This is a genomic window from Streptomyces sp. NPDC002754, assembly GCF_053592315.1.
In genome coordinates this window covers 151,272-165,458 of record NZ_JBSFVM010000003.1, presented here as the reverse complement: position 1 = coordinate 165,458, position 14,187 = coordinate 151,272, and the positions used below count along the sequence as shown (strand labels likewise).

The window sequence follows — 14,187 nt, the reverse complement described above, 5'->3', positions numbered from 1 at the left end:
GCGCCATGTTCACTGGGGGTCACTGCAGTTGAGGCCGGAGGTTGAACCCGCATGCCCAGCAAGGCACGTACCTCAGCCAGACGCACGGCGATTCGCACCGCGGGCGCGCTCGCGGGCGCCGCCGCGCTCACCTTCTTCGGCGGGGCATCGCCCACCTGGGCCGCCACCGGCGACGCCGGCACCGCCACCCCGATCAAGCACGTGGTCGTACTCTTCGACGAGAACAACTCCTTCGACCACTACTTCGCGACGTACCCGAAGGCCGCGAACACCGACGGCACGAAGTTCACGCCGGCCAAGGGCACGCCGAAGAACATCGACACCCTCGCGCACGCGGGCCTGCTGAAGAAGAACCCCAACCAATACACCCCGAAGCGGCTGACGCCCGACCACGCGGTGACCTGCGACCAGAACCATTCCTACGGGCCCGAGCAGTACGCGTACAACGGCGGCAAGGCCGACAAGTTCGTGCAGAACACCGAGGTCGACAAGTGCAGCGGCGGCCTGTTCGGCGAACCGGGCCTGGTGATGGACTACTTCGACGGCAACACCGTCACCGCGCTGTGGAACTACGCCCAGCACTACTCCCTGAGCGACCGCTCCTACGGCTCGAACTACGGCCCCTCGACGCCCGGCGCCATCAACCTGGCCTCCGGGAACACGCACGGAGTCATCTCCACCGACCCGGCCTCCAGCACCGAGAACCCGAAGCAGACCGATACGCCGGACAAGACCGCGGTCCAGTCGCCGGACGCGGACGGCGTCGGCACGATGATCAATGACCCGGACCCGTCCTACGACGACTGCTCCGACAAGAACCACACCTCCGAGAACGCGCTCGCCACCATGCGGGGAAAGAACATCGGCGACCTTCTCAACAACCGCAAAGTTCCCTGGGGTTGGTTCCAGGGCGGCTTCCGGCCGAGCAGTGCGTGGAACGGCGAGGACGGCTCGTACGCCACGTGCGAGGACGCGCACGCCAACGTCGGCGGCGCGGCCACACTTGACTACAGCCCGCACCACAACCCGTTCGCCTACTACAAATCGACGGCGAACCCGCACCACCTCGCGCCCACGAGCGTCGCGGAGATCGGCCACGCCGGGCGCGCCAATCACAATTACGACCTGACCGACTTCTCGGCCGCCGCGAAGTCGGGCCATCTCCCGGCCGTCAGCTTCGTCAAGGCGAGCGCGTACCAGGACGGGCACGCCGGCTACTCCGACCCGGTCGACGAGCAGCACTTCCTGGTGAACCAGATCAACGCGGTGCAGAGCTCACCGCAGTGGAAGTCGACCGCGATCGTCGTCGCGTACGACGACTCGGACGGCTGGTACGACCACGCCTACATCCCGCCGCGCAACGGTTCGAAGGACACCACCGTCGGCTCCAACGGCAAGGCCACCGACTCCCCCGCCTGCCAGAACGGCCCGGCGGCGGCCGGGGGTTACCAGGACCGCTGCGGGCCCGGCACTCGGCAGCCGCTGCTCGTGATCTCCCCGTACAGCAGGGTCAACAAGGTCGACCACACCATGACCGACCAGGCGTCGATCATCCGGTTCATCGAGGACAACTGGCACACCGGCAGGATCGGCGACCACTCCTTCGACGCCACCGCGGGCCCGCTGTCCGGCATGTTCGACTTCAAGCACCCCAACAACAGACAGCTGCTGCTGAACGCGGACGGCTCGGTGAAGTCCGAGGGCCCCGCCAAGAGCGTCGCCCCCGTCACGACACACATCACGCCGGGCCCGCCGATGGAGAACACGGCCGCGTCGACCGACGGCTTCCCGGTGCTCCCGGTGAGCCTCGGGGTGGCCGCGCTGCTCGCCACGGGCGCCACCGGCACGTACCTCACCCTGCGACGCAGGCGGCACACCGCCACCTGACGGCGCTCCCCCAGACTGCCCGGCACGGCCCAGCGCCCCCTGGACCGTGCCGGGCGGACCGTGTGCGGGCTACTGGCCGCTGATGTTGACCATCCAGTTGATGCCGAAGCGGTCGGTGCACATGCCGAACTCGTCGCCCCACATCTGCTTCTCCAGCGGCACGCCGACCGTGCCGTCGGCGGACAGTTTCTCCCAGTAGCCGCGCAGCGCCCGGGCGTCGTCGCCGCTCACGCTGACCGAGATGTTGGTGCCCGCGGTGTGGTCCATTCCGGGCGGGGTGTCCGAGCCCATGATCATGAACCCGTCCGGCGTCTCCAGGAGGGCGTGCATGATCTTGTCGGCGAAGTCGGCGGGCGCCCCGCCGCCACCGGCGGAGCCGAAGGTGTTCAGGGCGAGCTCGCCGCCGAACACCTCCTTGTAGAACTCCATGGCCTGACGGGCGTCCCCGTTGAAGGCGATGTACGGGTTGAGGCGAGAAGCCACGGGTCATTCCTTTCCGTGTGGGGCGCCACGCTGCGCCCCGGTCCCCCGCATTATTCGGCGTCCGCACCGCCCCCGCACGGGGAACACCGGACAAGCCGAGCCCCTCAGCCAGACTGCTTCTGCCGGGTCAGTTCGTCGAGCATTTCCCGCATCGCGTGGTCGTCGAGGTCGGGCCCGTGGGTCTCTGCCGTGCGGACGAACATGGTCTCCTCGTAGGCGCTCAGCGCGGCCTCGACGTCCTCCTGGTGCGCGGCCAGCGCCTTGCCGAGTTCGGCGCCGTCGAGCATCGCCAGGTTGGCGCCCTCGCCGTTCGGGGGCGCGAGGTGGGCGGCGTCGCCCAGCAGGGTGACGCCCGGGACCCGCTCCCAGCGGTTGCCGACCGGCAAGGTGAACAGCGGACGCAGCACCGGCGTGCCGTCGGCCTCGGTGATCAGCGCGGTGAGCTCCGGCGCCCAGCCCTCGTACTCCTCCGCGATCCGCGCGGTGACCGCGGCGGCGTCGGTGAAGTCGATGGCGTCGAACCACTCCGTGGGCTCGGCGATACCGATGTAGGCGTGCAGGGTGCCGGCCCGCTCCCGGTGGGCGAAGAGCTCACGGCCGGGCTTGAACGAGATCATCATCCCGTCGCCTACCGCCTTCGCCGTGGCCGGATGCCGGGTGTCGGCGTCGTACACGTAGGTCTCGACGACCGACTTGCCGCTGTACTCGGGGGTGGCCGGGGTGAGCAGCGGCCGGATCCGTGACCAGGCGCCGTCCGCTCCGACCAGCAGGCCGGTGACGGTGGCGGTGCCGTCCGCGAAGGTCACCTCGTGGCGTCCTTCGCCGAGGGCGCGGGCGCCGGTGACCTTGTGGCCCCAGCGGACGGTGCCGGGCGGGAGGGAGTCGAGGAGGATCTGCCGCAGTTCACCGCGGTAGACCTCGGGGCGGCCGCCCGTTCCGTCGTCGGCCTGCTCGTACAGGAGCGAGCCGTCCGGGTCGAGGACCCGCATGGCCTCGTGGCCCTCCAGGACGAGGCCGCGGAACTCCTCCATCAGGCCTGCGGCCTCGATGGCGAGCTGACCGTTGTAGTCGTGGATGTCGAGCAGGCCGCCCTGCGCGCGGTCGGCCGGGGAGGCCTCCGCCTCGTGCACGGTGGCGGGTATGCCGTGGAGGTGCAGGACGCGGGCGAGAGCGAGGCCGCCGAGACCGGCGCCGATGATCGTGACGTCGTGTGTCATGAGGGTCCTTCCGGATCGTGCGTGGGCCGCAGGGCGTGGTGCCCGCGACCGGCGCCGCTGTTGCGCGACGCCGACGTGCACCAATCTCCCTGCGGCCCACGACAGATCACCTACAGACCACCGACCGCCACCGACAGCGCACCGACAGCGGCCCCACCGGCGGGAACCCGCCGCACGGATCCGTCAGCGCAGCACCTCGAGCGCCCAGTAGTCCGCCGGACCCTCCGCCGTGTACGGCACGTCGCGCCGCCGCTCGACGACCTTGAGGGCACCGACGTCCGCCTGCCCCTGCACGTACGCGACGAAGTCCGAGCCCGCGAGGTACTTCGAGAAGGTGCTCATCAGGACGAGGCCGCCGGGCCTGGTGACCCGCAGCAGGCCGCGCAGGGCGGGCGGGGGAACGTGTCCCAGCGTGAACACCCCGCACGACACGACGACGTCGTAGCTGTCGTCGGCGAACTCCACCAGGCCCTGGTTCATGTCCACGCCCGGGGTGAGCGAACGGTAGACGCCGGTCTTGCGGGCCTCGGTCACCATGCCTTCGCTGAGGTCGAAGCCGTCGATCACCGAGACACCGCGCCGCGACAGCTCCGCGCCGACGAGGCCGGTCCCGCAGCCCGCGTCGAGGACCACGGACCCGGCCCCGACGGCTCCGGGACGGTCGCCCGCCATGGCGCCGAAGAGCTCGCCGATCTCGTGCGGGCCCCGGTATTCGGTGGTCCGCAGATCCTCGTCGTACGAGGCCGCCCAGTCTCCGTAGTACGTGTCGATGCGGTCGGGGATCCCATCGAGGCCGTGCGCCCGCTTGATCCGGTCCTGACTCTCTGACACCCAAGTCTCCCTTGTCGTCCGACAGTTCGCGCCACCGGCGGCCCTGGCGCGGCCCGCACCCGGTGATGCCCTTCAGGCCGCTACCCAGGAAGGACGGCCCCGAACGCCGGACCGGAGCCGTATACGAGCCCCGCCTACAGCACGTGCGTGGCGGTGGTGAAGCGCGCAAGGGTGTCCAGCAGCGGGTCGATGCCGATGCCGGGGCCCGACGGCACCGTCAGGCAGCCGTCCTTGTCGAGCACGAACGGCTCGGTGATGTCCTCGGCGTAGTAGCGGCTGGAGGCCGAGGTGTCGCCGGGCAGGGTGAAGCCGGGCAGCGCGGCGAGGGCCAGGTTGGGGGCCCGGCCTATGCCCGTCTCCAGCATGCCGCCGCACCACACCGGCACACCGTTGGCGACCGCCACGTCGTGGATGCGGCGGGCCTCCAGGTAGCCGCCGACGCGGGCCGGCTTGACGTTGATGATCCGGCAGGCCTCCATGGCGATGGCGGTGGCGGCGTCCCGCGCGCTGTGGATCGACTCGTCCAGGCAGACAGGGGTGTTGATGCGTTCCTGAAGGCGGGCGTGGGCGCGCAGGTCGTTCTCGGTGAGCGGCTCCTCGATGAGCAGCAGCCCGAACTCGTCGAGTTTCCGCAGGTGTTCGGCGTCGGCGAGGGTGTACGCGGTATTGGCGTCCACCTGGAGCGGCAGCGTGTCGCCGAAGCGCTCGCGCACCGCGCGCAGCGGCTCCAGGTCCCAGCCGGGCTCGATCTTCAGCTTGATCCGGACGTAGCCCTCGGCGAGATACTCCTCGACGTCGTCGAGGAGTTCCGGGATGGAGTTCTTGATGCCGACGGAGACACCTGCGGGCACCCGCTGCCCGGTGGTGGAGCCCAGGTAGGTCGCCAGCGGCATTCCGTAGGCCCGCAGTTCGGCGTCGAGCAGCGCGGTCTCCAGGGCGGCCTTCGCCAGCTCGTTGCCCTTGACCGGTTCCATCGCCGCCCCGGCGGCCGCCGCGCGCGGCTCGGGCAGGGCCTTGACGCGCGGCAGCAGGAAGTCGCGGATGACGATCTCGGCGCCCGCGATGAACTCGGAGCAGTACAGCGGGTCGGGGTCGCCGGCGAACTCGGACCAGCCCTCGGCCTCGTCGGTCACCACGTGCAGCAGGAAGGCGTCCTTGCTGTCGACGCTGCCGAACGAGGTACGGAACGGCTTGACCAGCGGAATCGCGATGTGCAGCAGCTCTACGCGCTCGATCTTCATGCCTGGTCCTCCTGGGCGGCCGGGACGGTGAGGTGGGTGCGGTCTGCGAGGTGGGTGAGCAGGTACCAGCCGTCGCGGGACATCGCGGTCGCCCGCATGCCCTCCGCGTACGCCGAGGTGAACACGTCCCGCACGGCGTGCCGCCAGCGCAGCGCGGTGTCGGGGTCACTGGCGCGCAGCGCGACGATGTCCTCGGGGACGCGGCACCACAGCCGGGTCGCGTCGCGGGCGGCGAGCGGTCCGCCGTCGGGGGCGTTCGCGGTCACGGCGGCCTCGGCGCGGCCCTCGGTGGGGTCCGGGGCGTGAACGGGGGAGTCCGTCAGGTCCCACAGGGCGGTGAGGCGGTCGGTCTCGTCGCCGTTGTTGATGCCGTCGTCCATCGGCCCGTAGAAGTCGACCTGGTACTCGCTGGCGACCGCGCCGAGCTTGACCAGGTTGAAGCGGGCGTTCCTGGCGACGAGCGGGTCGAAGGTCCAGCGCATGGTGCGCGCCCCGCGTTCGAGGGCCCACGCGCGCTGGGCCTGCTTGACGGCGAGGCCCGTGCCGCGGTCGGAGACGGCCGCCGCGGCGGCCAGCGAGTACACGTCCCGCTCGGCCGGCGGGCCGAACACCGCGACCGATGCACCGACCACGGCGCCTCCCGACCAGGCCGCGTGCACGGCGCCGCCCGCGTGGGCGACGCTGTGCAGCACATCGGTGTGGAAGGGCGGGGCGTCGCGGGGCATCTGCCACACGTCGGCGAGGAAGTCGGCAACCGCCCGCAGTCCTGCCACGTCGTCGACGGTCGAGGTCGTCAGATCGTTCATGGCACGAGTCTCAAGGCGGACCATGGAGAGGGCCTTGTGGTGGAGGCCAATCATCGGCGTCTAGCCTGTTGCGATCGGACAATCCCCCGCTCCCGCCGTCGGCGAAAGGTTCACCCATGGACATGGACACCTGCACCCTGGGAAACCTCCTCGACGCGCTCGGCGGCTCCACGCTGCGCCTGCTCAGCGCGCCGCACGGCCTTGGCGCCCCCGTCACCGAGGTGCTGCTGCACGACCCGCACGCCCCTCTGCCGGAGCGCGCGCCGGGCGCACTGCTCCTCGCCGTCGGCGTGCGCGCGGGCGAGGCCGGGCCGCTGGTGCGCGAGGCCGGGCGGGCCGGGATGGCGGGCGTCGTGGTGCGCGGCGACGGGTCGCGGGCGGTGCCGGACGCCGAGGCGGCGGGTGCGGCGCTGCTCGGGGCGGACCGGGACGCCGCCTGGCACCAGGTCTTCCAGCTCCTGTCGTCCGTCGTCGGGGCGCACGGCGCACGGACGGCGCCGCTGGGCGAGGACGCGCTGCCGGGTGATCTGTTCGCGCTGGCCAACGCCGTCGCGGCGGCCGTCGGCGGGGCGATAGCCGTCGAGGACCTCGGCCGCCAGATCCTCGCGTACTCGACCGTCCCCGGCCAGCAGGTCGACGAGACCAGACGGCAGGGCATCCTCGGCCGCCAGGTCCCCGGCAGCCCGGAGAACGACGACGACTACCGCCTCCTGTACGCCGCCGAGGGCCCGCTGGAACTCCCCGGGGTGACCGCCGACGAGCTGCCGCGCCTCGCCACCACCGTGCGCGCCGGAGGCGAGCTGCTCGGCTCGATCTGGGCGGTGGACACGGGGAGCCTGGCTGCCGACGCCGAGGACGCGCTGCGCCAGGGCGCCTCGGCCGCCGCGATGCTGCTGCTGCGGGCGCGGGCCGCCGACGAGCTGGCCCGGCACCTGAGCAGCGACCTGCTGCGCCGCCTGCTCGACGGCTCCATCGAACCGGCCGCGGCCGCGCACCGCCTCGGCCTCGCGCCCGACGCCCCGGTGCGGGCCGCGGCGTTCGCCCTCGCGGGCGCGGCGACCGCGCAGGACGGCGGACAGGCGGCACTGCGCCTGCTCGACCTCGTACGCCTCCAGTGCCAGACCCGCTACGGGCAGCACGCCTGCGTCCTGCTCGACGGCGTGGTGTACGCGCTGCTGCCGGTGGTCGGGGCCGCCGACCACGCCGCCGACCGGCATCTGCGGATCGCGGAGGACATCGTGCGGCGCGCGGAGGAGGCGCTGCGGATCTCCGTGCGGGCCGGGCTCGGGCACGCGGTGCCGGGCGTCGCCGGGGTCCGGGACTCGCGCGACGACGCCGATCTGGTGCTGCGGGTGCTCGGCGCCGGGCAGGTCGCGGACGCCGGGCAGGTGCGGGCGCGGACCTCGCTGCTCGTGCTCGGCGAGTTCCTTGCGGGCCGTAGGGACCAGGCGGTCGGCCCGTGGCAGGACGTCCTCGCTCACGACGCCGAGCACGGTACCGAGTACGCCCGTACGCTCATCTGCTGGCTGGACGCGGGCTGCGACGCCGGACGCGCGGCGGAGCGTCTGGTCGTCCACCCGAACACCTGCCGCTACCGCCTGCGCAAAGTGCAGCGGCAGCTCGGCATCGACCTCGACGCCCCGGACGAGCGGCTTGTGCTGTGGGTCCAGTTGCGTACGTTGGCGGGGCTACGCGGCTGAACCCCGGGACAGCAGCCAGTCACGCAGCCGTTCCTCACACGCCCGCACCTCCGCCGTTTCCACGAACTCCCCCGGTGTATGTGCCAGTTGCGGGTCGCCGGGCCCGCAGTTCAGTGCGGGGACGCCGAGCGACGCGAAGCGTGCCACGTCGGTCCAGCCGAGCTTCGGCCGCGGTTCGACACCCAGGGCCTTGACGAGTCCGGCCGCCAGGGGCCGGTCGAGCCCCGGCAGCGCGCCCGGCTCGACCTCCGTGACCCGCAGCTCGTACTCCGGGAAGATCCCGCGCAGGTACGCCTCCGCCTCCTCGGGTGAACGGCTGGGCGCGAAGCGGAGGTTGACCGTGACCACGCACTCGTCGGGCACGACGTTGGACGACACCCCGGCGCGTACGGCGACGGCGTTGAGGCCCTCGCGGTACTCCAGGCCGTCGATCGTGATCCGTTCGGGGACGTGCGCGTGGAGCCGGGTGAGGACCTCGCCCGCGAGGTGTGCGGCGTTGCTGCCCATCCAGGCGCGCGCGGTGTGGGCCCGCTGCCCCGGCACGACGATGTCGGCGAGGAGGAAGCCCTGGCAGCCCGCTTCCACGCCGCCGTCGGAGGGTTCGAGGAGCAACGCCAGGTCGCCGTCGAGGAGTTGGGGCCTGCGCGCGGCGATCACGGCGAGGCCGTTGCGGTCGCCGGCGATCTCCTCGCACTCATAGAAGGCGAAGGTCACGTCACGGTTCATCGATTCGCGCGCGCCCGACGCGGCGGCGGCCAGCTTCAGCGCGACGGCCACACCGCCCTTCATGTCGCAGGCGCCGAGCCCGTACAACCGCTCGCCGTCACGGCGCGCCGGGAGGTTGCCGGCCGCCGGGACGGTGTCGAGGTGTCCGGCGAGGACGACCCGCTCGGGGTGGCCGAGGTCGGTGCGGGCGACGACGGAGTCGCCGACGCGCTCGACGTCCAGGCCCGGCAGCGCGCGCAACGCCTCCTCGACGGCGTCGGCGAGCGGGCCCTCGGCGCCGCTCTCGGAGGGCGTGTCGACCAGCACCTCGGTGAGTGCGACGACGTCGGCGGCGAGGTCGAGGGGCACGGCTGGTCTCCTTCACGTCTGCGTCGCGGGGGATCCGCGGGGATGCGCCCACCATGCTCGGACGACGCCACCGGCAGCGGGTTGTGACATCGGCCAACGCCCCGTGCGGCACTTGTGCCGATCAGCCAATGTGCGGGGGCCGCCCGTCCCGAAGGATCCGCATCCTCACCGACCGCGTCACTCGTCGTACAGGAGGACCCATGGGCCCTGTGGCCACCCAGCTGTGCCGCCGCAAACCTCTGGACAGCATCGTCGCCGACGCCGAGGGCACGGCACACGACGGCCCCCGCCTGCAACGCACCATGGGGCTGGGACGGCTCACACTGCTCGGGATCAGCTCCGTGCTCGGCACCGGCATCTTCTTCGTCCTCGGCACCAGTGTGCCCACGGCCGGACCCGGAGTCGTGCTGTCGTTCGTCATCGCGGGCACCGTCGCCGCCCTCGCGGCGCTCTGCTACGTGGAGTTGGCCGGGGCCATCCCGGTGGCGGGCAGCACCTACTCGTACGCGTACGCCTCGCTGGGTGAGGGCATCGCGTATCTGGTGGCCTGGTGTCTGGTCCTGGAGTACGGGGTGGCGGTGTCGACGGTCGCGGTCAGCTGGGGCCAGTACCTCAGCGAGGTCTCGGACGCGCTGTTCGGTGTCACGCTGCCCGCCGTGATCAGCCAACCGCCGGGCGCGGGTGGCCTGGTGAACATCCCGGCCATCGTGGTCGTCCTCGCGTGCACGGCGTTGCTCGCCCGCGGCACGCGCGAGTCCGTCCTGGTCAACTCGGTCCTGGTGTGCGTGAAGCTGGGCGTCCTCGTGATGTTCGCGGTGGTGGCGTTCACCGCCTTTCGGGCCGACCGCTTCACCGATTTCGCGCCGCACGGCATCGGCGGCATCACGGCGGCCGCCTCCGCGGTGTTCTTCTCCTACGTCGGGTTCGACACGGTCTCCACGGCGGGCGAGGAGGTCCGCAACCCACGCCGCACCATCCCGCTGGCCCTCCTGCTGACGCTCGTCGTGGTGACGACGCTCTACATCCTGATCGCGGTCGCCGGCATCGGCGCGCAGCCGGAGGCGGCGTTCGCGCGCCAGGAGGCGGCCGGTGAGGCGGTGCTCGCGTCGATCCTCACATCGGTCACCGGCTCCGGCACCGCCGCCCTCGTGCTGTCCGCGGGCGCGGTCGTCTCCATCTTCAGCGTCGTCCTCGTCACCCTCTACGGGCAGACCCGCATTCTCTTCTCGATGGCGCGGGACGGACTGGTCCCGCAGGTCTTCCGCCGGGTGGACCGCAAGCGGCACACCCCCGCGGCCAACTCGTGGATCGTGGGCGTCGCGGTCGCGGCCCTTGCGGGGTTCGTCCCGCTCCAGGAGTTGGCCGACCTGACCAGCATGGGCACGCTGATCGCCTTCGTGGCGGTGGCCGCGGCGGTCATGGTGCTGCGCCGCATCGCCCCCGACGCCCCGCGCCCCTTCCGGGTCCCGCTCTACCCGGTGGTGCCGATCCTCACCGCCGCCTCCTGCGCCTACCTCGCCTACCAACTGCCGGGACTGACCTGGACGTTGTTCCTGGCCTGGCTGGCCCTGGCGGCCGCACTGTATCTGGCGTTCGGGCGGCGCAGGTCGGCGCTGCGGAAGGAGGTCGAGCGGGAGGGCTCGGCCACAGCGGTGAGTTGAGCACGCGGTGACTCAGCGGGTCTGGAGGTCGGCCAGGGCATGCGCCACGTCGGCCGACGCCGGGTAGAGGTCGCGGTACAGCGCGTACAGCTCGTCGTAACGGGACGTCACCTCGGGGCGCGGGACGATCCGTTCGGCGACGGGGTTCCAGTCGTCGATGCGGGCGTCGTCCGTGACGAGTTGCGCGGCGAGCAGTGCCCCTCCGTAAGACGCACCGGCGGACGTCGTCCGCACCTCCTGCGTGCGGCCGGTGACATCGGAGACGATCTGCGTCCACAGCCGCCCCTGCGTACCGCCCCCGACGGCGACGACGCGGCGGATGTCACCGCCCGCGGCCTCCAGCGCCTCGATGTTGTGCCGCACACCGAATGCGGTGGCCTCCAGCGCGGACCGGTACAGGTCGCCGCGTGTGTGGCCGAGGGTCAGTCCGGCGATGACACCACGGGCGCGCGGGTCGTCGACGGGGGTGCGCTCCCCCGCGAAGTACGGCAGCATCAGCAGGCCGTTCGCGCCTGGCCCCGACTTCTCGGCGAGGCCCAGGAGTTCGGGGTAGTCGACGTCGCCGAACAGGTCGCGCAACCAGCCGGTGACGGCTCCGGAGGTGGCCATGCCTCCGGCGAGGTTGCGGGTGTCGGGCAGCGCGCCGACCGTGCTCCACAGCGCCGGGTCGCGCAACAGGTCGGGCACGGTGTGCACGAGGAACATCGTCGTGCCGTACATGAGCATCAGGTCTCCGACGCCGTGCGCCCCGACGCTGAGCGCCTCGGCCCAGGCGTCGACGGTTCCGGTGGTGACGGGAATGCCGACCGGCAGGCCGGTGGCGCGGGCGGCCTCGGCGGTGACCGTGCCGGCCGCCTCGCCGGACCAGCACAGCGGCGGGAGTTCGAGTCCGGGCGCGATCCGCTCGGCCCACGGTGCGTACCAGTCGCGGGTCAGGGTGTCGTAGAGCGGGGTGCTCTGGCTGGCGGAGTGGTGGTCGAGGACGTAGGCGCCAGTGAGCTTGCGGGCGAGCCAGGAGCTGGGCATGTAGAGGCGGCGGGCGCGGGCGAACAGCTCCGGTTCCTCGTCGACGACCCACGCCACCTTGGCGCCCGCCGCCTGCGACGTGAGCCGTGACCCGCACCGGTGAGCGATCTCCTCCGCCCCCAACTCCCTTTCAAGGCGCTCGATCTGGACGACGGAGCGGGTGTCGACGCCGTACAGGATCGCGGGCCGCAGCGGCGTGTCATCGGCGTCGGTGAGCAGCACGCAGGGCCCCATGCCGCTGACGCCGACGGCGACCACGTCCGTGTCCTGGGCGGAGGTCAACTCGTGGGCGAGGGCGACGAACTCGTCCCACCACACCTCGCCCGCCATCTCCACGTGCCCTGGGGCGGGGCGGTCGACGGTGTGCTCGCGGACGGCGGTGTGCAGCACGGTGCCGTCGAGGGCGACGAGGATTCCCTTGCTACTGGACGTGCCGATGTCCACGCCGATGACTGCTGACTGGGGCATGGTGGCCACCCTTTCTGGTGCTACTTCAGGCCGGAGGTCTTAATCGATTCGACCATCTGGCGCTGGAAGACGAGGAAGAGGGCGAGCATGGGGACGACCGCCACCACCGCGGCGGCCAGTACGTAGTTCCAGTTCGCGCCGTACTGGGTGCTGAACGAGGCGATGCCCACCTGGGTGACCGTCAGAGCCTCGCTGTTGGTGGCGACCAGCGGCCAGGCGAACGCGTTCCAGTTCGCGAGGAAGAAGAACACCGAAAGCGCGGAGAGGATCGGCCGGGACAGCGGCAGGATGACGTTCCAGTACACGCGCCAGTATCCGCAGCCGTCGACGATCGCCGCCTCCTCCAGTTCCTTCGGGATGCCGAGGTAGAACTGGCGGAGCAGGAAGATCCCGAAGGCGTTGAACAGCGGTGGGACGATCAGGGCCGCGTAGCTGTCGAGCATTCCCAGCGTGCGGACGACAATGAACAGCGGGATCAGGATGACGGGTGCGGTGATCAGCAGCGTCGAGAAGATCACCACGAAGATGCCGTCCCGGCCGGGGAACTTGAGCCGCGCAAGCGCGTAGGCGGCCATCGAGTGGATGAGCAGAGCCACCACCGTGATCACCGCCGCCGTGATGAAGCTGTTGAACAGCCAGCGCGCGAAGGGCACTTCGGTGAAGACGTAGGCGAAGTTGTCCCACGTCAGGTCCGTCGGGATCAACTTGCCGTCAGTGACCGTGGCGCGGGTCTTCACGGAGGCGGTGAGCATCCACAGCACCGGGAAGATGCTCACGGCGGCCAGCACGATCGCCAGGGCGACCAGTCCGGCGCGGGGACCGAACCGACTCCGGGAGGCGCCGGCCGCGGTGCGGGGCGTCCTCACCAGGGTCGCGGTGTCACTGCTCATCGTCGAACCTCCCGCCCTTGGTCACCTTGAAGATCAGTCCGGAGAGGGCGACCATGATCAACACCAGGAAGGAGCCGAGAGCCGCGGCGTACCCGTACTCGCCGAACACGAAGGCCTGTTGGTAGATGTAGAACATCGCCACCGCGGTGCCGTTGGCCGGGCCGCCGGAGGTCAGCACGAAGACCAGGTCGAAGGTTCCGGTGATGGCCGCGACGGTGGTCATGATCAGCACGAAGAAGCTGGTCGGCCGCAGCAGCGGCCAGGTGATCCGCCGGAAGGCCGTCCAGGCTCCCGCCCCGTCGAGCTTCGCCGCCTCGTACAGCTCCTGGGGGATCTCGTTGAGACCTGCCAGGAAAATGATCATGTAGTAGCCCATCATGTACCAGACGGTCACGGCGATGACGGCGTACAGCGCGAGGTCGGGGTCGCCCAGCCAGGACAGCGGGTTCATGCCGAGGGCGCCGCCGGCCTTGTTCACCACGCCCGTCTGTTCGTCGAGCATGAACTTCCACAGCAGGCCGACGACGACCAGGCTGAGCATGTGCGGCAGGAAGAACGCCGTGCGGTAGGCGGCCATGCCCGGCAGCTTCTGCTTCATCAGCACGCCGAGCGCGAGGCTGACACAGAAGAGGGTGGGCACGAGGATCACCACGTACTTCGCGGTCACCCCGATCGAGGACCAGAAGTACGGATCGTGCAGCATCCGCTCGTAGTTGCCGAGGCCCACCCACTCGTAGCTGCCGAAGCCCGAGACCTGGAAGAAGCTCAGCGCGATCGACAGGAACATGGGCAGCACGACGAAGACGCCGAGCCCGATGCCGTCGGGCAGCAGGAACAGCGCGGCGGCCAGCCACTCCCTGCGGGCCCGGGACATGCGACGGCCCGCGGGCGGTGCGGCCCCGG

Annotated in this window: 12 protein-coding genes; 3 read left to right on the top strand and 9 right to left on the bottom strand. The window is 71.1% G+C overall.

The window, feature by feature from the left end; all coding sequences use genetic code 11:
• Positions 1-51 precede the first annotated feature (51 nt).
• Positions 52-1,887: a phospholipase C gene (locus tag ACWD2L_RS10525; RefSeq protein WP_451188571.1), complete on the top strand. Its 1,836-nt coding sequence runs from the start codon at positions 52-54 to the stop codon at positions 1,885-1,887.
• 69 nt (positions 1,888-1,956) lie between these two features.
• Here ACWD2L_RS10525 and ACWD2L_RS10520 read toward each other — a convergent pair whose 3' ends face one another.
• The 5 genes from ACWD2L_RS10520 to ACWD2L_RS10500 all read right to left on the bottom strand — a co-directional run bounded on the left by ACWD2L_RS10520 (position 1,957) and on the right by ACWD2L_RS10500 (position 6,465).
• Entirely contained in the window at positions 1,957-2,370 is a 414-nt protein-coding gene (locus tag ACWD2L_RS10520; protein WP_451188568.1) for a VOC family protein, read from the bottom strand.
• 104 nt (positions 2,371-2,474) lie between these two features.
• Positions 2,475-3,587: an FAD-dependent oxidoreductase gene (locus ACWD2L_RS10515; RefSeq protein ID WP_451188565.1), complete on the bottom strand. Its 1,113-nt coding sequence runs from the start codon at positions 3,585-3,587 to the stop codon at positions 2,475-2,477.
• 183 nt (positions 3,588-3,770) lie between these two features.
• Complete coding sequence (locus tag ACWD2L_RS10510) at positions 3,771-4,418, bottom strand: class I SAM-dependent DNA methyltransferase (RefSeq protein WP_451188562.1); 648 nt, start codon at positions 4,416-4,418, stop codon at positions 3,771-3,773.
• Between the two features lie 134 nt (positions 4,419-4,552).
• The gene (gene menC / locus ACWD2L_RS10505; protein ID WP_451188559.1) at positions 4,553-5,659 is read right to left on the bottom strand and encodes an o-succinylbenzoate synthase; all 1,107 of its coding nucleotides are present in this window, start codon (positions 5,657-5,659) and stop codon (positions 4,553-4,555) included.
• Positions 5,656-6,465, bottom strand: a complete 810-nt coding sequence (locus ACWD2L_RS10500) for a chorismate synthase (protein ID WP_451188556.1) — start codon at positions 6,463-6,465, stop codon at positions 5,656-5,658. The genes menC and ACWD2L_RS10500 overlap by 4 nt, the downstream gene beginning before the upstream one ends.
• A 116-nt stretch (positions 6,466-6,581) precedes the next feature.
• Between ACWD2L_RS10500 and ACWD2L_RS10495 the strand changes: the two genes are divergently transcribed.
• A complete protein-coding gene (locus ACWD2L_RS10495; RefSeq protein ID WP_451188553.1) occupies positions 6,582-8,165 on the top strand; it encodes a PucR family transcriptional regulator in 1,584 nt (527 codons plus the stop codon).
• Here ACWD2L_RS10495 and dapE read toward each other — a convergent pair.
• Positions 8,154-9,239 (bottom strand): succinyl-diaminopimelate desuccinylase, encoded by a 1,086-nt coding sequence (gene dapE, locus ACWD2L_RS10490; RefSeq protein ID WP_451188551.1) that lies wholly within the window; start codon positions 9,237-9,239, stop codon positions 8,154-8,156. The two genes, ACWD2L_RS10495 and dapE, sit on opposite strands and share 12 nt — an antisense overlap.
• A gap of 200 nt (positions 9,240-9,439) precedes the next feature.
• On the opposite strand from dapE, the gene ACWD2L_RS10485 reads away from it, so the two are divergent.
• Positions 9,440-10,900, top strand: coding sequence for an APC family permease (locus ACWD2L_RS10485; RefSeq protein WP_451188548.1), 1,461 nt, complete (start codon positions 9,440-9,442; stop codon positions 10,898-10,900).
• Positions 10,901-10,912: 12 nt separating this feature from the next.
• On the opposite strand, the gene ACWD2L_RS10480 is transcribed toward ACWD2L_RS10485, so the two are convergent.
• Genes ACWD2L_RS10480 through ACWD2L_RS10470 form a run of 3 tightly spaced genes read right to left on the bottom strand, consistent with a single transcriptional unit; the run spans position 10,913 to position 14,158 of the window.
• Entirely contained in the window at positions 10,913-12,394 is a 1,482-nt protein-coding gene (locus tag ACWD2L_RS10480; RefSeq protein WP_451188545.1) for an FGGY-family carbohydrate kinase, read from the bottom strand.
• Positions 12,395-12,414: 20 nt separating this feature from the next.
• Positions 12,415-13,284, bottom strand: coding sequence for a carbohydrate ABC transporter permease (locus ACWD2L_RS10475; protein WP_451188542.1), 870 nt, complete (start codon positions 13,282-13,284; stop codon positions 12,415-12,417).
• Positions 13,274-14,158 (bottom strand): carbohydrate ABC transporter permease, encoded by an 885-nt coding sequence (locus ACWD2L_RS10470; protein WP_403845881.1) that lies wholly within the window; start codon positions 14,156-14,158, stop codon positions 13,274-13,276. The genes ACWD2L_RS10475 and ACWD2L_RS10470 overlap by 11 nt, the downstream gene beginning before the upstream one ends.
• Positions 14,159-14,187: the final 29 nt, after the last annotated feature.

What these genes read in the sequence shown, in the direction of transcription:
- ACWD2L_RS10525 (WP_451188571.1), top strand. Translation starts at nt 52, where the DNA reads ATGCCCAGCAAGGCACGTACCTCAGCCAGACGCACGGCGATTCGCACC.
- ACWD2L_RS10515 (WP_451188565.1), bottom strand. Translation starts at nt 3,587, where the DNA reads ATGACACACGACGTCACGATCATCGGCGCCGGTCTCGGCGGCCTCGCT.
- menC (WP_451188559.1), bottom strand. Translation starts at nt 5,659, where the DNA reads ATGAAGATCGAGCGCGTAGAGCTGCTGCACATCGCGATTCCGCTGGTC.
- ACWD2L_RS10500 (WP_451188556.1), bottom strand. Translation starts at nt 6,465, where the DNA reads ATGAACGATCTGACGACCTCGACCGTCGACGACGTGGCAGGACTGCGG.
- ACWD2L_RS10495 (WP_451188553.1), top strand. Translation starts at nt 6,582, where the DNA reads ATGGACATGGACACCTGCACCCTGGGAAACCTCCTCGACGCGCTCGGC.
- ACWD2L_RS10485 (WP_451188548.1), top strand. Translation starts at nt 9,440, where the DNA reads ATGGGCCCTGTGGCCACCCAGCTGTGCCGCCGCAAACCTCTGGACAGC.
- ACWD2L_RS10480 (WP_451188545.1), bottom strand. Translation starts at nt 12,394, where the DNA reads ATGCCCCAGTCAGCAGTCATCGGCGTGGACATCGGCACGTCCAGTAGC.
- ACWD2L_RS10475 (WP_451188542.1), bottom strand. Translation starts at nt 13,284, where the DNA reads ATGAGCAGTGACACCGCGACCCTGGTGAGGACGCCCCGCACCGCGGCC.
- ACWD2L_RS10470 (WP_403845881.1), bottom strand. Translation starts at nt 14,158, where the DNA reads ATGTCCCGGGCCCGCAGGGAGTGGCTGGCCGCCGCGCTGTTCCTGCTG.